The organism is Calditrichota bacterium (assembly GCA_013151735.1).
GTDB lineage: Bacteria > Zhuqueibacterota > JdFR-76 > JdFR-76 > BMS3Abin05 > BMS3Abin05.
The window spans coordinates 10,723-37,646 of record JAADHR010000196.1; the positions used below are offsets into that span (position 1 = coordinate 10,723).

The 26,924-nt window shown below is 49.7% G+C and carries 15 protein-coding genes and 2 tRNA genes; 4 read left to right on the forward strand and 13 right to left on the reverse strand.

All coding sequences use genetic code 11. The features are described from left to right. From GXO76_13785 to GXO76_13795, 3 genes are all read right to left on the reverse strand, one after another. Positions 1–1,931, reverse strand: a 1,931-nt coding sequence (locus GXO76_13785) for a hypothetical protein (protein ID NOY78929.1), incomplete at its 3' end; no start/stop codon positions are given. A 129-nt stretch (positions 1,932–2,060) separates the two neighbouring features. Next, positions 2,061–3,071 carry a LacI family transcriptional regulator gene (locus GXO76_13790; GenBank protein NOY78930.1) on the reverse strand — a complete coding sequence of 337 codons (1,011 nt, stop codon included), beginning with the start codon at positions 3,069–3,071 and terminating at the stop codon, positions 2,061–2,063. A gap of 245 nt (positions 3,072–3,316) precedes the next feature. Further along, positions 3,317–6,538, reverse strand: a complete 3,222-nt coding sequence (locus GXO76_13795) for an acetyl-CoA synthetase (protein NOY78931.1) — start codon at positions 6,536–6,538, stop codon at positions 3,317–3,319. A 300-nt stretch (positions 6,539–6,838) separates the two neighbouring features. Between GXO76_13795 and GXO76_13800 the strand changes: the two genes are divergently transcribed. From GXO76_13800 to GXO76_13815, 4 genes are all read left to right on the forward strand, one after another. Further along, positions 6,839–9,661, forward strand: a complete 2,823-nt coding sequence (locus GXO76_13800; GenBank protein NOY78932.1) for a hypothetical protein — start codon at positions 6,839–6,841, stop codon at positions 9,659–9,661. A 60-nt stretch (positions 9,662–9,721) separates the two neighbouring features. Beyond that, positions 9,722–11,839, forward strand: coding sequence for a glycoside hydrolase family 31 protein (locus tag GXO76_13805; GenBank protein NOY78933.1), 2,118 nt, complete (start codon positions 9,722–9,724; stop codon positions 11,837–11,839). 91 nt (positions 11,840–11,930) lie between these two features. Next, positions 11,931–12,005: transfer RNA gene (locus GXO76_13810), tRNA-His, on the forward strand. A 31-nt stretch (positions 12,006–12,036) separates the two neighbouring features. After that, positions 12,037–12,109, forward strand: a tRNA-Glu gene (locus tag GXO76_13815). A 269-nt stretch (positions 12,110–12,378) separates the two neighbouring features. Here GXO76_13815 and GXO76_13820 read toward each other — a convergent pair. The 10 genes from GXO76_13820 to GXO76_13865 form a co-directional block, all read right to left on the reverse strand. Next, positions 12,379–13,218, reverse strand: coding sequence for a hypothetical protein (locus GXO76_13820; GenBank protein ID NOY78934.1), 840 nt, complete (start codon positions 13,216–13,218; stop codon positions 12,379–12,381). Positions 13,219–13,235: 17 nt separating this feature from the next. Further along, positions 13,236–14,360, reverse strand: a complete 1,125-nt coding sequence (locus GXO76_13825; protein NOY78935.1) for a hypothetical protein — start codon at positions 14,358–14,360, stop codon at positions 13,236–13,238. Positions 14,361–14,564: 204 nt separating this feature from the next. Beyond that, entirely contained in the window at positions 14,565–16,016 is a 1,452-nt protein-coding gene (locus GXO76_13830) for a tetratricopeptide repeat protein (GenBank protein ID NOY78936.1), read from the reverse strand. Positions 16,017–16,037: 21 nt separating this feature from the next. Next, complete coding sequence (locus tag GXO76_13835; protein NOY78937.1) at positions 16,038–16,748, reverse strand: tetratricopeptide repeat protein; 711 nt, start codon at positions 16,746–16,748, stop codon at positions 16,038–16,040. A 603-nt stretch (positions 16,749–17,351) separates the two neighbouring features. Continuing rightward, on the reverse strand, positions 17,352–19,586 hold the full coding sequence (locus tag GXO76_13840; protein ID NOY78938.1) for a regulator: 2,235 nt from the start codon (positions 19,584–19,586) through the stop codon (positions 17,352–17,354). 71 nt (positions 19,587–19,657) lie between these two features. Next, complete coding sequence (locus tag GXO76_13845; protein ID NOY78939.1) at positions 19,658–21,820, reverse strand: hypothetical protein; 2,163 nt, start codon at positions 21,818–21,820, stop codon at positions 19,658–19,660. Positions 21,821–21,868: 48 nt separating this feature from the next. Then, entirely contained in the window at positions 21,869–22,735 is an 867-nt protein-coding gene (locus GXO76_13850) for a carbohydrate ABC transporter permease (protein NOY78940.1), read from the reverse strand. Beyond that, positions 22,732–23,649, reverse strand: a complete 918-nt coding sequence (locus GXO76_13855) for a sugar ABC transporter permease (GenBank protein ID NOY78941.1) — start codon at positions 23,647–23,649, stop codon at positions 22,732–22,734. The genes GXO76_13850 and GXO76_13855 overlap by 4 nt, the downstream gene beginning before the upstream one ends. Beyond that, the gene (locus tag GXO76_13860; GenBank protein NOY78942.1) at positions 23,646–24,974 is read right to left on the reverse strand and encodes a sugar ABC transporter substrate-binding protein; all 1,329 of its coding nucleotides are present in this window, start codon (positions 24,972–24,974) and stop codon (positions 23,646–23,648) included. Before GXO76_13860 ends, GXO76_13855 begins: the two co-directional genes overlap by 4 nt. 4 nt (positions 24,975–24,978) lie before the next feature. Further along, complete coding sequence (locus GXO76_13865) at positions 24,979–26,508, reverse strand: hypothetical protein (GenBank protein ID NOY78943.1); 1,530 nt, start codon at positions 26,506–26,508, stop codon at positions 24,979–24,981. Positions 26,509–26,924 lie beyond the last annotated feature (416 nt).

The following is a 26,924-nucleotide window of genomic DNA, read 5'->3' on the forward strand; positions in this document are numbered from 1 at the left end:
GCCTCGACAGCAAATGTAATCGGCCCCCCTGCGCCGTAAATCTGTTGTCCGATAAGGCCGCTTTTCGACCGCCCTTCACGCAAATCCTCCAGCGGAATATACAGGGAAAGATCATTGCGTGTAACGCTCTGATATGCAGTCGGGTGAGACGTCATGGCGTCTTTTGGCAGAAACGGCGGCAGAGCATATTTAAGTGTATATAATGTATACCGATAAAATTCGGCAATGAACTGATTAATAGATTTGGGGATCTTGTTTTGAACCAGGTTTACATATTCCCTCAGATAATTCCATACCTCATACTGTTCTTTCATTGTGATCACACCACTGTGCATCATCGGACTAAGGCCAAAAAAGGTGGAATAGGATTTGGCATATCCGTAATTGCATTCCCACAGCCAGGAAACCAGCAGAATATTGGCAAGCGGCATATAACTCATCTCAAGATATTTCTTTTCGCCCGTTAACTTAAAAAGCCGGGCCGCAGCAACCGCACTCATGGCCGTCATTTGTAACTCATAATTCAAACCAAAATAACGGCCGCGAATATGCTGGATGGATGCCTTTGCCTCATCGAGGAATTGATTCTTTCCGGTCAGATGGTACAATTCAAGCATCAGATAGGCGTACCCGCCGGCCACATCCGGTTCTCTGCCAAATGTGGCTTCCAGACTGGCGTACGAAAAATGATTTGGAAATTCATAATCCACATTATGAGCCAGAGTGACAATACCTTTAACTGATCTGAGCAGTATATTTCGGGCCGTTTTATTCCCCAGTTCGGATAGCTTTGCCAGTTGTGTCATCTCCTCAATCATATACCAGCTGTCACCAGTCTCACCATTAGGAAAATTATTATTTAATGCCTGATAGCGTTTTGAATAAAATACAGGAAGCGTACGGGTCAGCTTTTCTACAAGAGGCTTTACACCACCGTAAACCCTTTCATATTCTGTAAGCGGCAGCAAGACATCCAACTGGCTGATCAATTCAGCCGATTCTCGTTTATCACTGATATACGAACGCAAATAGGGACGATCCTTCACGGTTACCCATAATTCGGGACGGGCTAAATCCTTAATCTCGCGGTCAGCAATACGTTTCCAATGGGTCAAATTTGTTTCAGGTTTCCCTATAAAATTGTAAACGGGCGCAAGAAGCTTGAAAAAGGTTACCGCCACATCGGCTTCATCACGGGGAAAATAGCTTGAAAGGTAAAGATAACTATCCGTAATAACTGCATTTTTACCAACCGGCAGCGCATTGATCGTATCGGGAACTTTGTAGCCGAAGGAACTCTCCGAATTACAAATGTCGACCATTATTTTCTCTGCGCCTGAATGAGTTAACTCAAAATAATGATTTAAGGAAGTCAAATCCTCAAAATACAGCAGCGTTCCGCCAAGCCAGCCCGGGCTGCACAAGTAAATTAAGGGAGAAACAAACGGAGCCTGTTTGGCATAACGATAGGTCGGATGTCTTGGTTCAAGACCGATGATAAAATTGCCATTTTCAACCGGAATAAGTTGGTCTTTTTGACGCTGGAAAAGTCGCAATTCCCGAACGGGATGTATTTCGGGAAGATTTTTCAGAGCGGAAAATTGCAGCCTCCAATTTAACAATCCCGGATAGGCTTTAAACGCATTCAGCGTAATGACATACGATGCCCAGGGTTTACTTCCCTTCATTATTACGGTAACTTTTGTACTGTCATTAATATAAGAAATACGGGTAACCGAATTCAGGAGTTCAGTATCCGAATTGCCTCCCAAAAACCGCAGATCCAATACACCCTTTGTTGAGGGGTTATAAATTAGAATCTTTTTATCCGTCTGTTTTCCATATTCGACGACAAAATCTCCGGTTTTCAATCGGAATTCATCCGTTTTTAAACCGCTCAAGCGGACGGTCTGCTTTTGAGGTGCTGCCATAGCAAAATCACTTCCATAGAAATACGGGATAAAAAGGACAAAAAAACCAAGCACTATCTTTGAGCAGAGATTATGAATCATGGAGATTGGTTCCTTGTTTGAAGTCAATACCCAAAAATAATCAGAATGCTAAATTGCCCTGCAAGAACTGCGTTTTACAAGATCAACGGGGACCAGTATTTTTTCCTGCAATGATTTTTTTTGATCAATAATATCGTGTATCATGTTTACGGCTTTTGCCCCCATCTCTTCCATTCTAACACTCATTGTGGTCAGAGGGGGGTCCGTATGATTGGTTACCTCAATGTTGTCAAAACCAATGACGGAGATGTCATCGGGAACCTTCAGCCCTTTTTCTCGTATGGCTTTCAATGCGCCGGTAGCCATCGCATCGTTGGCTGCAAAGAGTGCCGTCGGCCTTTCCTTTTTCATAAGAAGTTTTTTTGTGGCGTTGTATCCATCTTCAACCCGCGTCTCGATTTCATCCCGAACCACCCATTCCTGGCCGTTCAATCCATGCTCCTCCATGGCCATTAAGTATCCCTGATAACGGCCCTGAATACTCGGGTGAAAAGCCGACCCCCCGATAAAGGCTATTTTTTCATGCCCCAATTCCAGCAAATACCTGACCGCCTCACGACCGCCTTCAATATTGTCAATCAGAACACACGGCCATTTGAGTCGGGGAGGATAGTAGTCAATTAAAACAACCGGAATTCCCATTTTCCGCATCTCATACAACCACTTGTCATTCATGCTTCCCGCCGCAATAACCCCATCCACATTCCCCTCTTTCAGGAACCGGGGAAGATTTTTTCGGGAAAAGGCCTCGCCAACGGAGGTCAATAGGATGTAATAATCAAAGTGACGGGCTTCAAATTCACACCCCAAAAAAATTCGGGTGTAAAACGGTTCTGCACGGGTAAAGTGGATATCGCTGATCACAAAACCGATGTTTCCCGTTCTTTTGGAAGCCAGGGTACGGGCAGAGCGCTGAGGGTGGAAATCCATTTCTTCAATCACCTGGAGTACTTTTTTGCGGGTGGACTCCCGAACGGATTTTTTATGGTTAAGCACCAAAGAAACGGTTGATTGAGAAACACCGGCTCGTTCAGCAACCTCTTTAATGGTAATATTCATTTAGTCAAAACGCTTTATTTTTTAGCTACCATTATATGGAATGCATTATATTAATATTACTGATGTTACATACGTGCTGCAAGGAGATTAGATTAGTTTATATGCGATTATTGTGTTATTTTATCGAAGCGCTTTAATAACAAAATAAAAAAAATTTTACCATTGTCAAGGAAAAAATGCAAAAATAAAAATTTTTTTAAATAAACCCCCGGCACCTTTAAAGTGCCGGGGACGTTTGGTAAGTTTTAGCGCCGGTCCGGGCTTGGAGGCTTTTGAATGTGTTTGACCGGATGCTTTTTCAATTCATCCAGAAGATACCGAACAGCCTTTTCGATCATGGGTTCACGCCCCAATCGAATCAGCGTGGGATCATCAAACACCGGGATATCCGGTTTGACCCCAAAATATTCCACATCCCATTGTCCTTCCCGGTTCACATAGGCAAACGCCGGAACAGCAATGTGGCCGCCGTCCACAAAACGGGGATTCCAGCTGTAGCCCACCAATCCTCCCCAGGTGGTCTGTCCCATCAGCGGCCCCAGCTTCATCGTACGAAAATAGGCCGGAAAGGCATCGCCGCCTGATGAGGAGCGCCCGTTAATCAGCATGATCTTCGGTCCTTCATTGACGAACAGGGGCGTTGTGTAAAGAGGAAGATTCCGGCGCGCCCAGTAATTCAGAATCGGGCGAGCCATATCGAAAATCATGGGCGCCGGAATGGAACCGCCGCCGTTGTAGCGTTCGTCGATAATCAGGGCCTCTTTTGCAACCGACTGGGCGTACCAGCCCTCGTAAAAGCTTTTAAATCCTTCAAATGAGGTGTTCGGCACATAAATGTATCCGATCCGTCCGCCGGAAAGGCTGTCCACAAGAGCCTGATTGTGTTGAACCCATTTCAGGTGTCGCAGGGAGAGTTCCGAAGCAACCGGTTTTACAACCACTTTCCGGGCACCCTTTTCGGTGGGTTCTGAATTGATCAAAAGCGTAACCTCCACCCCCACCTTATTCTCCAGATATTTGTAGGGATTCTCATCCGTGTGGATAATATGACCATCGATCCCAATCAGATAGGAACCTTCTTTTACGTCCACGCCGGGTTCTGTTAACGGCGAACGCATGGATTCCTCCCAATTTTCACCCGGAAAAATCACGGCTATTCTATAAAATTTTCCCGCCGGAACCAGCTCACACCCCAGCACACCTACCGGCACCCGTTTAACACGAGCCATGTCGCCGCTGAACACATAAGTATGCCCGCAATTGAGTTCGCTGACCAATTCACCGATCACATAATCCAGATCGGCGCGGCTGGCCACATAAGGGATCCATTCTTCATATTTGTCGTACATCTTTTTCCAATTCACGTGGTGCATGCTCGGGTCGTAAAACCAGTCCTTCATAATCCGCCAGGCATCCCGGTAAATTTGCTGCCACTCCTGAGAAGGAACAATCTTCATCTCCATTCGTGACAGCTTCAACCGCCCCGTGCCGGATTTTTGTTTGGGTTTCAGATCCGCAATTCCGTACGTTTTCCCGTTGGCGTAGAGAAATTTTTTTCCATTCGCCGAAAGAACGTAATTGGAAACCCCTTTCAGGATTTCAATCTCTTTTCGACTCTTCAAATCGTACTTATACAGGGTTCTTCCTCTCATATACAAAACACCACCCTTAATTCCCAGGACACCCCGATATCCACCCGTTTTTACCGGGAAGGCTACCACCCGCTGGTCAAACCCTGAAACATCTATCACCCATTTCTTTGCCGCCTTGGATTTCTTTTTTCTTGTCTTTTTTCTCGGTTTTTGAGCCTCCGGCATTTCATCATCGTTTCGAGGTGCAAAAGGAGATTCCAGATTTTCCCGAAGCGTTCCGACGTAGAGTTTGGCATCAAAATGCCGGGTACCCCAGTTGTAATTCCTTCGGGATACAAAATACAGGTAGTTTCCCTCCGGATCAAACGAGGGATTGCTGTTATCTGCCGTATCGTCCGTCAGCTGAAAAGCCCGTTTTTGATCCAGAGAATACACCCAGATTCCCGTCATGTGGTTCTTAAAAGCCTTGGTGTACACCACCCAGCGGCTGTCAGCAGACCATTGATAGCCGGAAATGGGTGAGTAAACGCCCCGGTCTATTTCCGTGCGTTTTTTTGTCTGGATATCCAGAAGCATCAGGCGGTTTTTTTTGTCCGATAAGATCATCTTCTTGCTGTCCGGGGACCACAAATAGCCGGTAATCCAGGCCCCGGTATGTTTCGTCATCTGAACGGCAGGTTGAGTGCTGTGATATTTTTTCAGGAATAATTCGTAATCACCCGATTGGTCAGATAAATACGAAATCCATTTTCCGTCTGGCGACCAGTCCACGGACATCTCGCGAATGCCGCTGGTCTGAGTGAGGTTTTGAATATCGCCATATTTTTTCGGGACGGTAAAAATGTCGCCGCGTGCGGCAAACACGGCTCGTTTGGCCGACGGAGAAAGAGCAAAGCTCTGAATATATTTGGACACATTTTTGTACACCGGCAGTGCGCGGGGGCGGTCATCCCGGATCTCAATGGACAACTTCTTTACGGCCTCGGTTTCCGGATTGAGAAAATAGATGAATCCCCCGTTTTCAAAAACAATTCCGCCCTTTCCGCGGCTGGGCCACAAACAATCGTAGGTTTTGAAATGGGTCACCTGATGAATCTGCTTGCTGGCCAGATCGTACACGAAAATATTCAGGGTGCGGGGTGTATCCGAATGAACATTTTCCCGGTCGGATGTAAAATAGATCTTGTGTCCCACCCACATGGGAAAATTGTCCGTGCCGGGGTAGGTTGTGAGCCTCTCAATGGTATTTTTCTGAAGATCGTAAATCCACACATCCTGAGCCCGCCCTGCTTTGTATCGCTTCCAGGTGCGAAATTCCCGGGATTTAATATCGTAGGCCAGTTTTGTTCCGTCGGGCGAAAGGGTTGCCGGTCCGCCTTCGGGAATCTGCAGCGGCTGCTCCAATCCTCCTTTAAACGCATCCACCAAAAAATAGCGGCTTACCCGCCGACCATAGGGGGTTCGGTTGGAACGGAAGAGAATCTTTTTGCCGTCCGGCGTCCAGTCGATGGGAATATTGTCCCAACCACCCCGGGGCGGCATGTGTCCCACATCCGGATAAAAGGTCAATTGTCTGGGGACCCCTCCCTCCGAGGGCATGATGTAGATTTCGCGGGTTCCGGAATATTCGCCGGAGAAAGCAATCCACTGGCCGTCGGGCGAAAATTTCGGAAAGAGTTCTTCTCCTTCAAACGAGGTCAACTTTCGGGCTTCCCCACCCGAAAGGGGTACGGTCCAAATATCACCCGCATACACAAAAGCCACCTGATTTTTGTAAATATCCGGCTGGCGCAGAAGTCTGGCTTCTTTGGCATGAATAGCCGGAGCCAACAGAAAAAACAACCCAAACATTACAAGGAATTGAAACCGTTTCATGAAAAATGTCCTTTCAGTTCATTAGGGGTTACGTTCTTTTTTTCCGAAAACAAACACGACCGCAATGAAATGTAATACGGCTATTGGGTGAAGTCCACAAAGATGAAAAATCGGAAAGACAACCAAAAATTAAAGTTTTTTGAGGAATTAGTCAAGAAGAAATTTGAGCACGTGTGAGGTGCCGGGGACTTTTGATCATAGAAGAAATAACCCTTGATTCCGCACACAAAAATCGTTACATTTCATTGGCAATGCAAACGATTGAACCTGCCTGAACGCTCAAAAAAATCAGGAGATACCATGTTTAAAAAAATGGCCTTGTTCCCGCTGTTTCTGGGGGTCCTCCTTCTTGCCTGCTCAAACGAAGAGGTTGTACGCATTTCTGCTCCGGTGACCACCCGCGTGACACAACTTGTTCCGAATGGTGAAACAGTTATTCCGAACGGACGTATTTTAACCCCCCTCGGAAAATCAATCCGGGTGGCGCCACATCCCTTCGGTGCGGCTCTGAGTCCCAACGGAAACATTCTCGTCACATCCAATAACGGGGGCCATCCCTGGTCCATTTCCGTAATCGACAGCCTGAAAACGTCCCATCCCCGCGTGCGGCAGTTCCCGCCGGAAGTCCGCGGTAACCGCAGCGAACTGGAATCCTGTTTTATGGGATTGGCTATTGCTCCGAATAACCGCACGCTGTTTATTTCCAGCGGCGATTCCGGAAATCTGATTGTTTTTGACCTGCCGTCCATGAAAATCATCAAAAAAATCTCTTTGAATGTCCCTTTCGGAGGCCGGACCTTTGAGGACAGCTACCCCGGGGATATGGTGCTTTCAAAAGACGGGCACACCCTTTTCGTGGTCGATCAGGCTAACTTTCGCGTGGTGGCACTGCGTGTTCCGGAAGGCAGAATCATCAACAGCATTCCGGTTGGACGGTATCCCTACGGAATTGCGCTTACCCCAGACGGACGTCGTATGTACGTAGCCAATGTCGGGATGTTCGAGTATTCGGTGGTTCCCGGATATGATCCTGAAATGCCGGACACCACCGGCCTGCCGTTTCCCCCATTTGGCTTTAACACACCGGAGGCCAAAAATGGAATTACGATTGGAGTTCGGCACATTCCCGGCCTGGGCGATCCGAATGTACCGGAGTCTTTCTCCGTGTGGGCGGTGGACGTTACAAATCCGGCCCAGACAAAAGTCCTGGCCAAAATTAAAACGGGCATTCTTGTCGGCGAAAAAGTAGACGGCATTCCTGCGGTGGGTGGCAGCAGTCCCAATTCGGTTGTTGCCACAAACGACCACGTGTACGTGAGCAACGGAAACAATGATCTTATCTCGGTTATCGATATCAAAACCAACACAATTGTGCGGGAAATCCCCCTGACTCTCTCTCCTTATTTGAAGGGATTAAGAGGGACCTTGCCTTTTGGTCTGGCGCTGAATCCCGATGGCACACGCCTTTTCGTGGCAGAGGCCGGGATTAACGCCGTCGCCGTTGTCAGTACACAAAGCGACCGGGTTCTGGGGCATTTGCCTGCGGCCTGGTTTCCCAGTAAGGTGGCCGTCAGCCCGGACGGGAAAACCCTGTACGTGATCAATGCCAAAGGATTTGGCGCGGGACCCAACGGAGGCATGAATTTTACACCCGGGCCCGAAGGCGTTTACATCGGCGATTTGATGAAGGGAGTCGTATCCATTGTTCCGATTCCGGGAGATTCCAAATTGCCCGCACTCACGCAAAAGGTCATCCGAAACAATTTCAAAATTGAAAAGGTCACGGACGCCTTGAAACAGGAACGGGCCCACAACCCCATTCCTCTGCTGCCCGGGCAGAAGGGAAGGTCGCCGATCCGCTACATCGTCTACATCACCAAGGAAAACCGCACCTTTGATCAGGTTTTTGGGGATATGCCCGGCGTCAACGGCGATTCCAGTATCGCGTATTACGGAATGAACCGCACCATTCCGGGAAATAAATTCCGTCCCCCGCTCAAACACGTGGATGTGATGCCAAATCATCGGAAGCTGGCCAAACAATTTGCCCTGAGCGATAATTTTTACTGCGATTCAGACGTCTCCGCAGACGGGCACCGCTGGATGGTGGGCACTTACCCCAACGAGTGGGTGGAGACGGGAACGGCGGCATCCTACGGGGGCGGGCGCTCATTCAAATTGAACTCTACAGCCCCGGGCCGCCTGCTGATGACCGGCGCATCCGGCGCTGTTTATCCCGAGGATTACAATGAAAAAGGCGGGCTGTGGGAACACATGGAACGCAGCGGCGTAGATTTTTTCAATTTCGGGCTTGGATTTGAATTTGCCGGCAACGAAGAAAACCACACGTACATGAGCACGGGAATTCGACTGTCGGTGAACTACCCCATGCCGGAGCCTCTCTTCCGCCGCACATCCCGTTTTTACGCCACATTCAACACCCAGATTCCCGACCAATTTCGGTTGGAAATGTTTGAGAAAGAGGTCAAAACACGCTGGCTTTCGGGGAAGGAACCTTTTCCCACGGTGATCACCTTAATGCTGCCCAACGATCACGGATCGGGAATCCGGCCGGACGAAGGCTATCCTTACGGTGAGTCGTATCAGGCAGATAATGACCTCGCGCTGGGAAAATTGGTCGAATTTCTGAGTCGTACACCCTACTGGAAAAATATGGTCATTTTTGTCACGGAGGATGATGCCCAAAGCGGACAGGACCACGTGGATGCTCACCGGAGTATTTTGCTGGTGATCGGCCCCACCGTGAAACACGGGTACGTTTCGCACGTACATGCCAGCTTCGAGAGTATTCTAAAAACCATTGACCACGTGACCGGGATGGCTTATTTGAATCAGTACGAAGCTGGGGCAAATGATCTGGCGGACTTCTTCACGGACACGCCGGACACGAGCGGTTACACGGCGGTCCCCGTGGATTCTCGTTTGTTCGATCCGGAGAAAGCCCTGGATCCCTACGATCCGAATTTCGATTGGGAAAAACTGGACCAGTATCCCAAAATGGACGATCCGACACTCATGCGCCGATGGCTGGAACGGGAACGCCAGGATCACCAACCATTCAGACGCAGTCAGGCACAAGGACACACCGGGACACGTCGTTAAATGGGCTGAGCCAAACGGCAATACCATGTGGATTTGGATTTAATTTTGGAGGGAGAAGAAATGAGATTTTTCAAAACCATCGCTGTTGGGATATTTTTCGTGATTTCGGTTGCCTCCGTTCTTGCAGACGCTCCACAGGTTCTTCGAATGGGCGAATATTCTCTCCATATCACACCTGCCCCTTTTCATATTAAAATGATGCGAGCCGGGAAAACCCTCTTTTCCGAATCGGCAAGTGAAAACGGACGTTCATCTCTTTTCTACGAAACGGAAAACGGAAGGCAGGTTCTGACGGGATTAAAAGCGGTTCGCACGTCCAACAAACACCTGTTTTCGGCTTCTTATTTCACCAGCGACCACCGAACGGCGGAGATTACCGTTAAAAAAGGGACGGCCGGAGAGTTTGTCATCAGCCTGAGCATTCAACCCTCTGCAGGTGTAAAAAAATGCGGCGAGGTGCTTCAGGCCTTTCCGGAGGAACATTACACCGGACTTATGGAGCGGGTGCGCGGCACAAATGACCGGGAATCCTGGCAGCCGGGCATTCAAACCGGTCTGGATTTACGGGGTGAGAAGGTGAGTTTTTTCGTGCGCCCCACCGTTGCGATTTACACCCCGTTTTACCTCTCATCAAAAGGCTATGGGCTTTGGGTGGAAACCACCTGGCCCGGTGCATACGATCTGGCGGCCACGAACCCGGAAAAAACCACATTCAGTTTTGAAGGAGAGGGCCGTCTTGTGTATCACATTTTCCCCGGCCCGCAGCCCGCAACGATTCTCGAAAACTACACGGCTCTGGCCGGACGGCCTTTTCTTCCCCCCAAATGGGCCTTTTCCACCTGGCGTTGGCGGGATGACCACGCCAATCTGGACACCCTTTACGACGGTACCCCCTACTCCGGCCCCATCAATTCCCAGCTTTACGAAGATGTGGCCATGATGGATTCCCTGGACATTCCATACGGAGTGTATTGGGTCGATCGTCCCTGGGCCAAAGGCCCCAGGGGCTACAGCGATTTTCAATGGGATCCCAAACGCTTTCCCAATGCCGAAAAAATGATTCGCTGGCTTCACCAAAAACATAAAAAATTCATGCTCTGGATTGCTCCCTGGGTGATGGGCAACATGGTCGATGAGGGTATCGCCCGGCATTATTTCATGCCCGGGATGGATCGGTATCTCCACAAAAAACGACCGGATCGTTACGCGTTGATTGATTTCACCAATCCGGACGCCGTGCGCTGGTGGCAGAGCTATCTTCAAAAAATAATCGACCAGGGTGTGGCCGGATTTAAACTGGATCGCTCGGAAGAAATTGTTCCGGCTTCCCTCCAATTGAGGGTTCACGACGGGCGGACGACCCGGGAAATTCACGACATCTATCCCCTGCTTTATGTGAAGGCCACCTACGAAATCATTAAAAAACGGCGGGGAAAGGACTTTGTTTTGATGCCCCGGGCGGGCTACACCGGCAGTGCCGTTTATGGTACCTTCTGGGGTGGAGATACCGGCAACAAGCAATGGGGACTGCGTTCGGCCATTATTAATGTGCAGCGCGCCTCTCTGATGGGATTTCCTATCTGGGGCTCAGATACGGGCGGCTACCATAAACCCACGTACCGGGAGGTTCTGGCCCGCTGGCTGGCATTCAGCTGTTTCACCCCTATCATGGAAGTGGGTCCCACAGACAACCGCGCCCCCTGGAGTATGCGCTTTGCCCCCCACTACGACGTGGAGTTGATCGCCATCTGGCGGATGTACGCAAAACTGCACACGGCCCTCATGGATTATTCCTTAAAATATGCGACAGAAGCCCACAAAACCGGCCACCCGCTGGTTCGCCCTCTCATCTATTATTTTCCGGAAGATGCCGCCGCCTGGAAAAACTGGGAAGAATTTTTTTACGGAGAGGATTTTCTGGTGAAACCCATCTGGCGCAAGAATCAAACACAGACGAGCGTCTATTTACCCAGGGGAGAGTGGGTGGATTACTGGAACCCCTCAAAGACGTTCTCGGGGCCGCGGACACTTTCCGTTGACGTTCCCCTGTACAAAATGCCTATTTTTGTCCGAAAAGGGGCGCGGGTTCCCATGCTGAACTTAAACGACGTGTACAAACAATCCTTAACCCTCGCCAGGAAAAAACCTAAATTGAACGGAAACCCCAAATTATGGTAAAAAAAATGAATGGCATTTGAATTTTTTATTGATTTCTGCCGATTATTTTATTAAATTAATGGGCGTTTTTTGAACATAGTATTCTTTTACGGTGGGTATAGCTCAGTTTGGTTAGAGCGCCAGGTTGTGGCCCTGGAGGCCGTGGGTTCGAGTCCCACTACTCACCCACAGCTTCCTGTCGATTTTTGTTCGTTCGTGTCCCCATCGTCTAGTGGCCTAGGACTCGGGATTTTCGATCCCGCAACAGGGGTTCGACTCCCCTTGGGGACGCACAACAAAAGCCCCAAGCGCACACGCGTTTGGGGCTTTTTTATTTCCCCGTTGAAGTGAGTATTTTGAATTTTGGATTCCGGAATTCGGATATGGATTCCCTGTCACCTCGATACAGCCGTTTTCGGCGGCCACTCGGTGACCGGAGAAGTTCTCAGCCGTTTAGCTTTTGGCCTCCAGCAAAAAACCGGTCGTCGAGTGATCCGACAGTTGCCTGAGCTTGTCGAAGGCAAGGCGGATCGTATTGAGACGATCGGACGGTCCAAAAATTACCGCACATAAATACGCACAGCGGCCGTGGACGTGTGCCCGTCACGGTCGGTGGCCAGCACGCGAATCGTGTGCGTCCCTGCCGAAAGATCATTCCTGAAAAGCTGGGTTCCCACCCCCAACGGCCCATCCAGACTGGATATCCACTGAACGCTGGAATCCTGCAACGCCCCGTCCTGTTCATCCCAGGCACTGCAATTGAATGCAATTTCCTCCCCGGCAGGGAAGGTGCTTTCGGACTGCGGACTGTAAATTTCGACGGAGGGGAATCCCTGCTTAAACACCTGGTGCACAAAAATTCTGACCGAATTATCCCGATTCTCTGCCACGGTATCTATCGCGGTGCCCAGAAACTTTACCTCGCCGTCTTCCAAAAATGCCAGGCCAAAAAAGTTCAATCCCGGATTCACATGAATTTCACCTTCGGCTGACGTATCAACCAAACCCAGCGCAAACTCTCCGTAAAAGGAATACAAATCATCCGCAGCGTTTTTAAGCTGGCCCATCCAGTCCGTCCAGGGAATTCGGTACTGAAGGTAAAGCGGCAGCTCGGTCTGATGATCGGGATTGTAACTTGCCTGATAGAATTCTTCCGCAGTGGCATATTTGGTTAAATCCAGCACAACCACCTTCACTTCGCTAATCCCCTGCCCACGCAGGCCTTTTGCCAATCGGGTTCCGGGATGGCTTTTCTCACCGGAAACCTGCAGAAAACGGACAGCAAAGTGCACCTGCGTTTCTGTGTTCGGTGCCAAAGGCTGTTTACTGCATCCGAAAGACAGAATCACGACCCCCAAAACCAGTCCGGCAAGAATTGAAAGATTTTTCCTTTTGCTCATAAAATAGTCTCCTTGCATCAAAATTTATAAACCAGTCCCGCCAAAAGTGAAAACCCTGTTACAGAAACAGATTTCTGTGCAACGGTTAAACTGCCAACGGAAAAGAGAAATTGATTATTGAATGTTACTTGAGACCCGATTTGCAGAGGAACACCGGCCCCGATTCGGAAAATTTTAGCTCCACCCGTGTGGTAAGCATTGTTACTGTAGAGCAGGAACCCCATCTGTGCCGCAACCTGGCGTTTGGCCCCCACAGGCGAGACCGTTTTTATCCCCATTTCAAATTGATTGCCATTGCTGTTCAGGCTTTCGGACTGCAGACCAGAACCCAGTGCGTAGGCATTTTTGCCCTTGGTTCGATTTTTCACATAAACAAGCAGTTGCATCGGAGCATCACCCCACAGATGAAGGGATCTGTAATGGCGCAAATCAATCAGCACTCTTACGCCCGATCGGAAAACCTGCTGCCCGTTCATCTTGTCGGTGGCATAATAGGTGAATGTCACATCGCTGGTCCAGCGGGACTCCTCACCGTAATCCACGCCGAAATTGAAGCTGAATTCATCTCCCGGATCGTAACTCAGATCAGCGCTGGTAAATGGCCGATACGAACCCTTTTTCAGATAACTGAATCCCCCGCCCAAAACAACCGGCCCAACTTTTCGGGCGTAAACCACTCCGGCATTCACATTCAAACCGGCTCCCAGAAGAGGCACTGAAAAATTCAGGGCATTCAGGGCCGTTACCGTCGAAAGATTCCACTGTTCCGGTGTCAGCGTGCTTTTCCCCGTGGGTGTATTTAGTCCCAGTGTCAGCAGACCATGGTCACCCAAGAACAGGTACGAGGCCCGAAATCGCGTATCCGAAAAGCCGCTCAGGTGGTTTCCTGCGAAGCTGTTTGCGGCCGGAGAGGTTGTCATGTCCAGACTTAATCCTTGCCGAACCGGATAAATGACGGTTACGGGAAGGGCAAATTGGGTAAATGTTCCCGGAGCTCCCTTAAAATGCCAGATTTGAAGATTCCCCTGAACAAGGGATGTTTTTTGACGAAGGAAGTGAGACGTCTGGGCCTGCCCCAAAGCAGGCAGAACACTGGCCAGGCAAAGGGTTCCTTTCAACACAAATGCAATTAATCGCTTCATAATCATTTTCTCCAAAATCTTTGCTTTCTTAATAACCTGCATGATTCATAAAATTTCGCCACGAAGACTCTAAGTCACGAAGATTATTAAAATAAAGTAATTAGCTATTTGAAACCCAGTTTGTTTTGTACATTTTCCCCTTTCATCAGAATTCGTGAAATTCGTGGGCTCTATCTTTTCAAACAGACACCCGGGTCCTTCGCCTCATTCAACCGGAATGGGAACCTTGATTTTTACCTTTGCGGCTCCCAGAACAGGCTCGCTTCCGCTGCTCTCCTGAACCGGCTTTCGCTGTTCCACACCCGGCACAAACCCCACTCCCACATTTTCTGCGCTTCGGGTTACACGATCAATCACAACATCCTCCGTTTCAACGGCAGGGGCTGTTTTTTCAAGGGTCGATGATGCGGCGACTGTTTCCGCTGGAAGGGCAACCGCCTCGGAAAGTTCGATTTCCGCCTGCTGAATCGGATCCGTTTCTCCCAGACTGATTTCCGTGCTCTCCAACCCAATTTGAGCCTTTTCGAAATGCGGATCCAACCGGACTGCTTTTTGGTACTGCTGCTTTGCCAGATCAAACTTCCCCTGATCCTCGTAATCCAGAGCCTTTGAATACGCAATGAACGCCATTAGATTTTCTGTTGGAATTTTCCGAATGGCTTCCCGTTCCTGATCGGTGAGTTGAATGCCCATGTCACCGATTACATCAAACACCAGTTTTTTTTCAATCTCAAAAATCTGCCTGAGATTCCCGTTGAGTTTTCCGTTTTTCTCCACCCGGGCATCGGCTGCGCGGCTAATGGCGTACTCCAATTGAATTTTTTGCCCCGAAAGGGTGAGAAAGGCCCCGTTCACCAGTGAACTCACTCCCAGGAGTTTCCCGACTTTGGGCGCTGTCTTCGGATCCACAAGACCCGTTTGTCCCAATCCGATTTCCTGCATCAACGCCTGAAGCCGTACTCGTTCCACCACCTGCAGCGAATGGACCTGAGAAAGATCGGTAATGATCATATCCGTTAATCCCTTTTGAAGGGGGTCCAATTCGGGAATTTTCATCATATTTGAAAAATAAAGAACCGCTACGGAGTGGGGTGAAATGTGTGTTACCCCAAGAGACTTTTCATTGGCAACGGCCTGTTTGACCTCTTGTTCGATTTCTTTTCGGAGCAGGACACGTAATTGCGCTTCCACTGTTTTTCGGATTTTGCTGAAGCGGCTTAATCGGGTGAATTGCCGGTAGGTTTGAATGGCCTGTTTCACCTGCCCGCTTTTTTCGAACGAGGCTCCCAGATAATACAGGGCAACGCCGTCTTTGGGAGCCCTTTCGTGAACCTTTTTTAAAATCGGGATGGCCATCTTGTAATTTTTGGTTTTGAAATAGGCTATTCCAAGATTGCGCAGAGCCTCGCTGTTTTGGGGATTTTCCCGGACAGCGTTTCGAAATGCGCGGATAGCCTCTTCGTAATGTCCCTGCCGAAGCGCTTTCTGCCCCGTGTGATAAGCCGAGGATGCACAGCCCAAAATCAGTACACTCATCACCAAAAGCCACACGCCCAATCCCCGTCTGGCAAAGTTGGTATTATTCGGAACGGGATCCCCTTTCCCGTGTTCTTTCACAAATGGCGGAACATAAAATTCCTTTTTGAAACGATTCATTAAGTGATCTCCTTTATCCAATTATTTTTCTTTGGATTGAATTTTGGCTAATTCCTCCCGCGCGGATGTGTACTTTGGATTGATTTTGAGGGCCTGTTCGAACATGGCCTTCGCCTGTTCCCATTTCCCCGTGTCTTCCAACTCCAGGCCTCTGGAATAATACAACGCCGCATCAAAGGATTTATTTTGTGCGGTTTTCAGACGCTTTTTGTCCCCTTTTGTCAGCTTTACATCCAGCGCTTTTGCAATTTTTCGGGAAAGCTTTTGGACCATTTTAAACAGATCCTTAACCTTACCCGTAACCTCCTCCGCTTCAAGGGTTCGGCCCGTTTCTACCTCCACAATCCGGGCATCGATTCGCATCTTCCCGCCAAACATGACGACGTAGCTTCCCAGAAGGAGCGTTTGGGCCCCGAGCAGGCGCCCCACCTTTTGGGCCGTTTGCTCATCCACCAACCCGCTCTGCCCCAGTTTCATTTCCTCAATCATTTGCTGCAATTGACTGCGTTCAATCACCTTCAAGGCCTGAATTTTGGATAATTCCGTAATCAGCATATCGGCCAGTCCCTTCCGAAGGGGGTCCATGTTTTGGCGATCGGCAAGGCTGTTATTTTGAAAATAGAGGACGGCCAGAGTTTTTCGGGGAATTTGTTGTGCGGCAAAGCAGGTGGTAAGGGAGGTGAAAAAGATACTTACGATAAGAACAGCCCCAAGATAGGCTTTTTTCTGCATAAATGGATTCCTTTCCAGTCTATTTGAAATGATTTTCCGAAATCAACTATGGATTTACTTTCAAAAAACCTCTGCCCGCTAATTTCACAAATTATGACGAATGAATTTTATTGAAATTAGATGAGAGCATCTTGTAGCATTTGGAGTAAAATCAACGGCTCAGCGTGTAACAAACAGAAACAAAATCCAACGATATTATCGGCGTGCTCTTCGAAAAGAATTAGGTGATCCGGAACGACGGTCGACAATTTGTTGGCGATTTGCAGCGCCCCAAAATGACCCAACTTGATTTGAAACCTTTGCTTAGTGCCTCTTTTCGTAATTATTATGACGTATTCTAAAAGTCTGATCGTATTGGTTAAAGAACTCACGGTCGTTGAGCGGAGTCGAAACGACCGGGGGAAGATAGCATTCCAGGCTCCCTTCGACACTTCGACAGGCTCAGTGTAAACTCTGATCAGGGAGCGGCTTCTCCATAGGGTTAAAAAATATAACTGAACTTATGAAATAAACCACTTAGCAAGGTTTCTCCTTACGACGACATTTTTTACCGGTGTGTTTGCAGGCCTGAAGCCTGCGGTTACGCGACAGCCACGAATTCCGTTAGTTGGGTGCCTGAATGCATCCGGTGTACCGGCCCATCCAGTAGGCCAGCATCCACCAGTTACCGTCCTTTTCCGAGGTGCCTCCGTTTCCCATGGCCGGCGACCACGGATCGTGATCCCATCCCCGTTCGCTGGGCGGCAGCAGTCGATCTGTCTGGAAGGATTCAAAATCCTGCGAATGCACCAGGTGAACATCCTCGCGTTTGGAATTGTCGATGCGCCACTGGATTAAATCCAGAGGCGCGTCTTTCAGAGAAAAAATCGTCCTGTCCAATTGGTACGGCCTGCCCGTGCAGAAGGCATACACAAAATCCACCAGAGGCATTTCATCCTTGTGGACGCTTTTGTACCACCAATCCAGGCTTTCCTGATAAATCTGACGCAACTTCGGATCCGTCTCATACAAAAAAAGGACGGGATAAACCAGGGGCAGCAACCCATCGTCAATGTGTGTGCGCCAGGAGGGGTTGTAGGCTTTTGCATGGCGGGCATTTTCGGCGTAGCCGTGTTTTTCGATGAGATTCCTGTAGATTGTCTCATATTTTTCATTGCCGCTGACGTGATAGGCCAGTTTCAGGTAAGAGAGCATTTCCAGGGAATTGATTCCCCGTTCGGCCGCCCAGTCGGGATCGCCATTCAATTTCTGGGGAGACCAGACAGCCCATTTGGTGTGGGTTCCATCGATATCTTTCAAAACAAATCCATTTTCCACGACGGTGTCGATAATGCGACAGACAAGATCACGGACCCGTTTTTTCTCCCGCTGATCCGCTACCAGATCGTAATAAAACAGATACCCAAACATGTGGCCGGTCATTTCGTCACTGCTCGTATCGCCCTTCCAGAGGAATTTTCCGTCTTTCGAAAGACGCCAGCGTTTTTCCACACGTTTATCACGGGGATTTTCAACGCGTCGAATCGCCCATTCGCGCGCCGTGTACGTTCGATTCGGATCGTGCATTCTTTTCCAGCCAACCGGAATAATCGAGCGCGCAAAAAAGCCCCGTGTCCGGGTGATGGTTTGCAATTTCAACAGGGCTTCAAAGGCCATTTTGGCCTGTCTTTTGGCTTCGGGATTCTTCGTAACCGCATACCGAAAGGATTGCATTGCCAGGTACCGTCCCGTGTGCAGGCCGTCATTGTCGCTGTCATCATGCCGCCAGTGAAGCGTGTCGCCGGGGGAGGCCAGTAAACACGTCCCAATGAATCCCGGGGTTCGGATGTGCCGCGCCAGGCAAATGCGATAATAATGGGCGAATTTCCGGGCCAGCGTCATTGGCCGGGACTGAATCGCACTCACCCCGGATGCCGTTGCAATCCAGGCGGTTCCCCCAGAATCAAAGGCAATGTCCCTGACATGGTCATTCAGGAGCCAGCGCCGGCTCATTCGCACCGACCAGTGTCTTCCGTCGTAGCGGGCCACGCCCAAATCACTGCCCACCCACATTCTGCCATCGGGCCCTCTGGCAATCACCTTCACCGCCACATTGGGCAAACCGTTGGAAGACGTAAAATCCCGAATACGCAGTCCTCGTTTGTACACCGTAATGCCCCCAGTCTGACCAACCCACAAAGAACCGTCATCGGCGGCGGCCACACTGGTCACATCTGCACTGAGCAGTTGTTTGGTGTTCTGATAGAGGACAGGAACGTCGTTCCCCGGTTTTTGGTGATACAGGCCCATTCCGGTTGCAATCCAGATGCCGCCCCTTCCGTCAGCAAGGATTGAACGAATGTTTTTTGAATAGGGAATTTCAGACGACTGCCATCTTCCGTCTCTGAAAATCCATTTCCCGTCGGGCCCCAGCGCCAGAACCTCCTTGGGACCGGCGTAAATGGCCGAAACAGGTCCCTGAATACCGGACATCTTCTTGAGTCCCGAAGGCGTGGTGTGGTAGATGCCGTTCCAGGCGGCGGCCCAAACCGACCCGTCCGGTGCGACTGCCGTGTCAAAAACCGGTCCGGCATTTTTACGGGACATTTTCGCTTCCCATTTTTTCTGATCTTTCGGGAGCCGAAACAATCCGGCACGAGTGCCAATCCATACGTTGTCCCCGGGGTCAACGGCGATCGTAAAAACATCGTTGGCGGCTTTGTCCTGTCCAACGGGATAGGGCTTATGAACGTCCTGGAAGAACAGAGTATCCGGGGCTGCCGCTTCGAATTGTGCAAACGTCGTTTGAAAAACAAATAAGGACAGCAAAAGTACAAGGGATTTTATCAGATTTTTCATCCTGGATTCTCCTTACAATGATTCAATCGTGCATGAACGAAAACATCTACCATAAAATTGTTGATGTTGTGTTACGGGTCCAATTCGATGTCCAGATTCTCAGCCACCATGGCTGAAATAGAAACCGGATCAAGGGAATCAATCGTGACCCAGCCAGCGCCAAAAGAATGCAGGGTGATTTTCTGACCGGGGATCTCCACAAAAATATCCGTTTTCCCTGAAGAGGCATTCAGAATGAAATAGGTCTTTTCTTCGGGGGAGAAAAGAAAGGTCAGCGGAACGCCTCCCGTCCAGTTAAACGTGACCCCGCCGAAGGTTACCGGTCCGCTGAACGCCTGCCGGGAAACAGGGGAAACGGCCAATTGGGGAAGACCCCGCCTGCCGCTGATCCGTCGATCCGCATGAAAAATATCCCGGGGATCGTAAGCCAATTCCAGGGAGCCACCCGAATACATCCATTTGACCGCTCGTTCTGTTGGCGAAACCCGGGTTTCAATTTTTTCATTTTGAATGCTTTCCCGAAAGCCCCTAAAACTTATGTTTTCTTCAACGCTGCCTGTTGCAAACAAATAGCCGTTGTGAAGCTCCTGCAATTGTTCCTGAGTCATTCCGGATGGGTTGTTTTTGGCGTTGTAGAAATTTAAAAAGATTTCATCCGCCCGTTTCTCAAGAATAATTCCCCGACCGGTGACCTCCGGTTCCGGTCGAAACGGGTAAATCGCCAGAAAATGCCCTGCGTGTTCAGCAAAAAGCCAGCTTTCCGCAGGCACCGGTTGCGGGAAGTTCTGTACATTTTCGTCTCCGAGAAAAAATTGGACCTCTCCGGTGAATTTCAGAAAAGCCCGGGCGGTTCGCACCGGGGAATCCTGTGGGATGGCCGGTTCAAACCGGGGTAAGGGCGACAAAAAACTGGGCGGCGTGTAAAGGACTGCAACGCGATTTTTGTCCTGTACAGACAGGAAATAGTGCCGGCGGCTCAACGGGTGTTCATCCGTTTCAGCAAAGACAAAATTCCCCCACACCGTGGCAAAGTTATCCGGCGTTTCTTCCGCTTTGGTTCGATAATACAGAAGCAGGTTTCGCCGCTGATAAAAGGAATCCTGGTGGGTGACCGTTCCCAGAACGTACGTTTCCGTTTGATAACAGGTGTTGGCCATCACGTGAGGGAATCCAAGATAATCACGGTCCCCATACGGGAACAGCCGGCAGGCCTTTGTCTGCCAGTCAATTGTCATTGATCCGCTTTCACCGATGGGGATTGAGAATTCGGTTTCAATTTGCTCCTTTACTTCAAAGGGATACGACCTTTTCAAAAAGAGCTGACGAATGGAGCCTGGACAATGGAAAGAAGCTATTCCGTAAAAAACACGTCCCAAAATATCGTGATCCGATTGCCCTACTCCCAAAAAAATCCGATTTCCGGTAACGGCAAAAATTGCCGATCCCACACGAGATGGCGCAAACGTGAGGTCATCAAAATAGGCGCGGCTGTGCGGACCACCCAACTGATGCGTCTCAGGATGGGTGTGCAAGGCCAGGTGAAGCCAGTGCCGGGCCTCGGCCGCGGCGGCCAGGGCCCGAATTTCTGCGTGTTTGGAATAGGTTGCTATCGCCGCCAGCGCCAACAAGTTTACCCCGGAATAGGTCGGACTATTGTACTCCCAGGGACTTCCGTTCAGGCTGGTGTAATCCGCCCAACTCCTTAGCTTTTCCCAGCCGCGAGACACCACCCTTTCTTCGCCCAGAAGTTCTCCCCCCAGAATGGCCGCTTCGCCGGACAGCAGCAGCATATTGGTATATTTTAAAAACACATTCCGTGAAAGGATATTTTCCACGGCCAGTTCAAGGGCTTCCAGGGCTTCCTGAACCAAATCCGGCGATAGCTGGCGCCCGTAACGATTCAGCATTTCGGCCAAATTACAGGCATTAAAATCGGCCCAGTTCGGATCAATGGGCTCTGAATCTTCTGCCCACAATTTAAACGACCCCCTTTTGGGGTGTCCGGTTCGTTTCTCCTGCTGGTGCAAAACCGCACGGACGATGGTTTCGGCCCGATTAAAAGAGTCCTCTGAGCCGTCCTCGAAAAGTGAAAAGGCATACCAGAAGGAATCCCTCACCGGGTGCAGCCCGTTTTCAAACGCCACCAACCCGGTCGTTTCATCGAAATGGGCATCCCCGTACGTACGGGTTTCCTGAATCAGAATCTCTTTGCGCGTTTCAACCGGGATAATCATTTTTGCCTTAATTTACGGGGGTCTAACCAAACACTCATGAGAATTCTCCTACCCTTTCAGGCCCGAAAGCATAATTCCCTTCACAAAATATTTTTGGGCCACAAAGAATAAAACCAGAATGGGTACCAGTGCCACCATTGACGTCGCCATGATGTAATGAGGCAAAGACATGTACACATCCTTGAACATATTAATTCCGAGGGAAATGGGAAATTTTTCGAAGGTTTGCAGGTAAATCAACGGCGGCATAAATTCATTCCATTTCCCGATAAATGTAAGAATGACAATGGTTGCCAGCGCGGGCTTGGAGAGCGGCAGAATAATCGTCCAGAATGTGCGAAAAAAGGAACTCCCGTCAATTCGGGCGGCTTCTTCCAATTCCAGCGGAATGGATTTAAAAAACTGCCGAAGCAGAAAAATGCTAAAGGCACTGATCCCCAAAAAATGAGGAACGATAAGCGGCAAATAGGTGTCCATCCAACCCAGGTACTGGTACAGCATAAATTGGGGAATCAGTGTGACCTGGGTAGGAAGCATCATGGTGCTGAGCAAGATGAAAAAGAAGAAATCCCGCAGGGGCCATCGCAGGCGGGCAAAGGCATACGCCACCAATGAGGCCGAAAATACCTGCCCGATCAGAGCTAATGTGGTAATCACGAGGGTATTCCAGAAAAACCGCAGCAACGGCAGCAGCTTGAAAATCTTCACATAATTGTCCCAGTGAAAGGGTTTGGGAATCCAGACAGGTGGAATGGCGTAAACCTGCAAGAGGCTTTTCAGTGAAGCCGAAAGCGACCAAAGAAACGGGATCAGGAAAATGGCCGAGAGAAAAATGAGTACGGCGTAACCCAGAACAAGGCCGATTTTTCTCTGAATCGATTGCCTTCGCAAATAGGTTTTGACGGTTGTGTTCATCGCTTTTCTCCCTCGTAGTACACCCAAAGGCTGGAGGAACGAAAAACCAGAAGCGTCAGCCCGAAGAGAATGGCAAAAAGAATCCAGGCAAGCGCGCTGGCGTAACCCATGTTGAATTCAACGAAAGCCTTTTGATACAGATACAGCACATAGAACAAAAGGCTGTTATCCGGGCCGCCATCCCCCGCCAGAATGTAAACCACGGTAAACACCTGAAAGGCGCCGATAATAGCCATGACCAGATTAAAAAAAATGGTCGGAGTGAGCATGGGAAGCGTGACGTGGAAAAATTTCTGCCGTCCGTTTGCCCCGTCCAGATCAGCGACTTCGTAGAGATGGGTGGGAATATTCTGCAGACCGGCCAGGAAAATAAGCATCGTCGTTCCCACACCCCACAGGTGCATGATAATAAGTGCCGGTTTGGTCCACGCAGGATCAAACAACCAGGCCGGCCCGTGAATACCAATCATTTTCAGCAAACCGTTCAGCACACCAAAATCGGGATTCAAAATCCACTGCCACAGCACAACAGTGGCCACACCGGTTACCAGAGCCGGGACGTAAAAAATTGTACGAAAAACCGAAATCCCCCGAAGTTTCTGGTTCAGAAGCAGGGCCAGGAAAAGGGCAAAAACAATTCCCGTTGGAATGGCAAAAATGGAATAATACGCCGTGTTGTACAGAGCTTTCCAGAACAGGGGATCATGCAGGAAAATCTCCTTATAATTTCCCAATCCGATGAATTTCATGGCGCTCATTGGCTCGTGAAAATTCCATCGGGAAAAACCCAGGTACATTGAAAACACCATCGGGCCGAACGTCAGTCCGAAAAACCCCACCAGCCAGGGCGAGACAAAAAGATACCCGCTGAGAGCTTCTTTTAAACGAAGGCGGTTGATCCGTTTCGTCCTCATCGCCAAACCTCCATATCCCGCCGCATTTGCCTTAAGACCTCATCGACCTTTCGGGCCATCTGGTTCGCCAGATCGGGAATATTCGTGTTGGGCAGATTTAATTGCGAAAAAAGGTTTTGTGTTCGGGAGTGCACAAGCGATTGGTAGGCAATATTTGGAATAATTCTCCCGTATTTTTCCATGGATCGAATGGCAATTTTTTCGTCCTGGGGGGTTTCCGGACGATCGTACCATTTGTAAGCGTCCTGTTTTCGGATCGGGAGAGCCCGTCCTTCCAGAGCAAGTTCCTTTTGAATTTCAGGACTCAAAACCAGGCGAATCCAGTCCCAGGCCTCTTGCTTGTGTTTCGATCGATTGTAAATGGCGATTCCGTCAAAGGAGGCCCGCGTAAATTTTCCGGCGGGACCCGTCGGCCAATAGGCAATATCCCACGGCAGTCCATCCTGAATGGTCCGAAGCTGCTGAATGAGAAATCCTCCCGATGTGATTACGGCCACCCGCCCCGTCAGCAATTTGACGTAATTCTGCATGATCTTGTCGTCCAACTGTCCGCTGCGCGGGGCAATCTTGTATTTGTAAATCATATCGTGCAGCATTTGCATCGCCTCAATGGCCTGCGGACTGTTCAATTCGCACCGCATGAGATCGGGTGAATACAGTCGTCCGCCAAACGTCCAGATTACGGGCAGTGTTACCAGTAGGCTTGTGCTCACATCGAACCCAAACTGGTCATTGTAACCATCCCCATCCAGATCGCGGGTAAACACCTTCCCGGCACGAATCAAATCGTCCCACGTCCATTCTTCGGTGGGGTAACTCTGGTGGTATTTATCAAACATGGCCTTGTTATAGAATAGAAGCATGGTGAATCCATCCCAGGGGAGCCCGTACTGCCGCCGGTTATATTGAAACGATTCCAGAGAATGCGGGAAGAAATCCTGCAGCCGCAGGGTGTCCTTGTCCATTTGAATGTAAGGCTCCAGATTTTCCAGATGTCCCGTTGCGGCTGTAATCTTAAAATAGTCATCATCCACCAAAAACACATCCGTGGCCGATTTGGCCACCAGGCTGAGGCTGAGTTTGTCCTGGTACCCGCCTCCCGGCACATATTCCAGTTTCACGATCCGCCCCGGATATTTCGCTTCATATTTGGCTTTTACAAATTTCCAGAAATTAAAATCCTGAAAACCGCCCCAAAACATGAAACTGATTTTCAGCTTCTTGCGGCCTGGTGGGCCCTTTTTGCTGCATGTACTGACCGTGAAAAACAGAGCAATTGCAGTGGCAATCACAAGAATTTTGAAAATGCCGTTTCTTTTTCTCATTGATCTACCCTTTTTGAACACTCTTTTCGAAGCGGGTGTGTGCACCCGGCAGAGGCCCCGCGTGACTTACGATCGACACAAAGGTCTGGCTCAGAATTAAGAGCACGGAAAAAAGAAGGCCGCTTACAAGAACCGGACGCCATTTGAACACGCCCTGCCGGTTCACCCTCACATCCGAAAAAACCGGCCACCGTGCCAACACCCCATAAAGCGTAAGCAAAATCGCCGACACCCAGAACGACCCCTCCACAATCAGATTCACTCGATTCAGCGGCAGTACATGCGGAAGAAAATCAACGGCCACGCTGAGCCAGACAAAACTCATAAAAAATAACAGTGCCTTTCCCGGGCACGATTCCGGAAGAAAAGAGAGCTTCTGCATTCGGTTTTTAATCAGAAAAACCAGTAAGACAAGTAAAAACAGACAGAATGCCAGTAAAAACCAGACTTGCCCGTTGATTCCCAGGAGTGTTTCCGGAACGAGCTTTTTCGCCAGCAGATGCGGGAAGGCCTTCTTGTAATTCAGAAAAAGCACGATTCCCAGTACAAAAAAAACGGAGAAATCTTCCGGCCATTTGGATTGAATGGTCGATTTTTCCAGTTTCGGCAGCACAGTGCGGAGCTTCAGAAAAATCCAGGCAACCCCCATTCCCATGATCAGGCCGAAACTCTGTTCCATAATCTTCCACCAATCCAGCGACACGCCGGTGGCGCTGCCCAGGGTTTGGAAAAGATCGCCTGTGGAAAAGCCGATCCCGGAAAACAGAAACGCCAGGAGCGATGCCCAGAGGGCGGGCGTCATTTTTTTTCTCGCAAAGAAAACCAACAGCCCGGCCCACAGACCCACCATTCCGGCCCAATTGTCGCTGCGGGGGGGCGAAAGATGCCACCCCAGAAGCGTTACAAAAATGAGCAGACCCAAGATCCAGCCAATCGTCAGGTGAAGCATAAAAGAAACGGCCTGTGAAATCTTTCGCTGGAAGGCTGCAAACAGCAATAGTGCCGCAAGGGCCGCAACGGCGGCAAACCAATCCGTGTCAAAATAATAGACGGCATCCGGCTCCACATCTCCCCAAAGGGTTACAAAAAGGGCGTCTTCAATCAGCCAGGCGACAAGAATAGCCAGAAACGGAGGGATTAATTCCACCAATTCCTCCCGCTTCCGGAGAACCGCCAGCATCAGCAAACCAACCCCGACGGCTCCCCACAAGCCGCCAATCAAAAACAGGCCGGAATACCCGTAGGCTACCGGTAAAAAATCGGATGCCCGGGTGTAGCCGATCACAATCCCGTAGCTCATCTGCCCGCCAAACGCCCAGCCGACGGCCCCCAGGATGCCAAAAAACGGCCATCGTTCCAGCCAATCCTCCCGGCCTGCAATCAGGCAAATCGCCAGGCCGATGAGGGCTCCGGGGATCATGGCTCCCGTTTCGTGGCCAAAATTGCCGCGAATCCCCCACCCCAGGGACATGGCCAGACCGGCAAATAAAAGGGGTAAAAGAGGGGATTCTTTTTTAGCAACTGTGTGCTCCATGGGAACATCTCCTGAATGGGGTGAAAACAATTGAGTTTATTCCGAAAACAACATGACCCACGCCTTTTTGCGAGTGGATTGTGTTGAACCCGGGCCTGAAAAAGGCCCCCCCTTCCAACAAGTCCCCTCTTGAGAGGGGTGTCCCCGCCAGCCGGCGGGGACGGGGTGTGTTATTTGGCTTCTTTCCGAATCATTGCGCGAATAAGCAAGAATTAAGAAACACACCCCTAAATCCCCTCTTGATAGAGGGGACTTCAGGCTTTCAAAACTACATGCAAGAACCAACCTCTTTTTGCTTACAAATCAAATTAAGTTTTGTAACTTCCTCAAACATTCTCTAACCCACCCGCCTTCCAACAAGTCCCCTCTTGAGAGGGGTGTCCCCGCCAGCCGGCGGGGACGGGGTGTGTCATTTG

Excerpts from the sequence above, each read along its gene's own strand:
- GXO76_13805 (NOY78933.1), top strand. The coding sequence starts at position 9,722 with ATGAGATTTTTCAAAACCATCGCTGTTGGGATATTTTTCGTGATTTCG.
- GXO76_13840 (NOY78938.1), bottom strand. The coding sequence starts at position 19,586 with ATGAAAAATCTGATAAAATCCCTTGTACTTTTGCTGTCCTTATTTGTT.
- GXO76_13790 (NOY78930.1), bottom strand. The coding sequence starts at position 3,071 with ATGAATATTACCATTAAAGAGGTTGCTGAACGAGCCGGTGTTTCTCAA.
- GXO76_13865 (NOY78943.1), bottom strand. The coding sequence starts at position 26,508 with ATGGAGCACACAGTTGCTAAAAAAGAATCCCCTCTTTTACCCCTTTTA.
- GXO76_13855 (NOY78941.1), bottom strand. The coding sequence starts at position 23,649 with ATGAGGACGAAACGGATCAACCGCCTTCGTTTAAAAGAAGCTCTCAGC.
- GXO76_13795 (NOY78931.1), bottom strand. The coding sequence starts at position 6,538 with ATGAAACGGTTTCAATTCCTTGTAATGTTTGGGTTGTTTTTTCTGTTG.
- GXO76_13820 (NOY78934.1), bottom strand. The coding sequence starts at position 13,218 with ATGAGCAAAAGGAAAAATCTTTCAATTCTTGCCGGACTGGTTTTGGGG.
- GXO76_13825 (NOY78935.1), bottom strand. The coding sequence starts at position 14,360 with ATGAAGCGATTAATTGCATTTGTGTTGAAAGGAACCCTTTGCCTGGCC.
- GXO76_13835 (NOY78937.1), bottom strand. The coding sequence starts at position 16,748 with ATGCAGAAAAAAGCCTATCTTGGGGCTGTTCTTATCGTAAGTATCTTT.
- GXO76_13800 (NOY78932.1), top strand. The coding sequence starts at position 6,839 with ATGTTTAAAAAAATGGCCTTGTTCCCGCTGTTTCTGGGGGTCCTCCTT.
- GXO76_13860 (NOY78942.1), bottom strand. The coding sequence starts at position 24,974 with ATGAGAAAAAGAAACGGCATTTTCAAAATTCTTGTGATTGCCACTGCA.
- GXO76_13850 (NOY78940.1), bottom strand. The coding sequence starts at position 22,735 with ATGAACACAACCGTCAAAACCTATTTGCGAAGGCAATCGATTCAGAGA.
- GXO76_13830 (NOY78936.1), bottom strand. The coding sequence starts at position 16,016 with ATGAATCGTTTCAAAAAGGAATTTTATGTTCCGCCATTTGTGAAAGAA.
- GXO76_13845 (NOY78939.1), bottom strand. The coding sequence starts at position 21,820 with ATGATTATCCCGGTTGAAACGCGCAAAGAGATTCTGATTCAGGAAACC.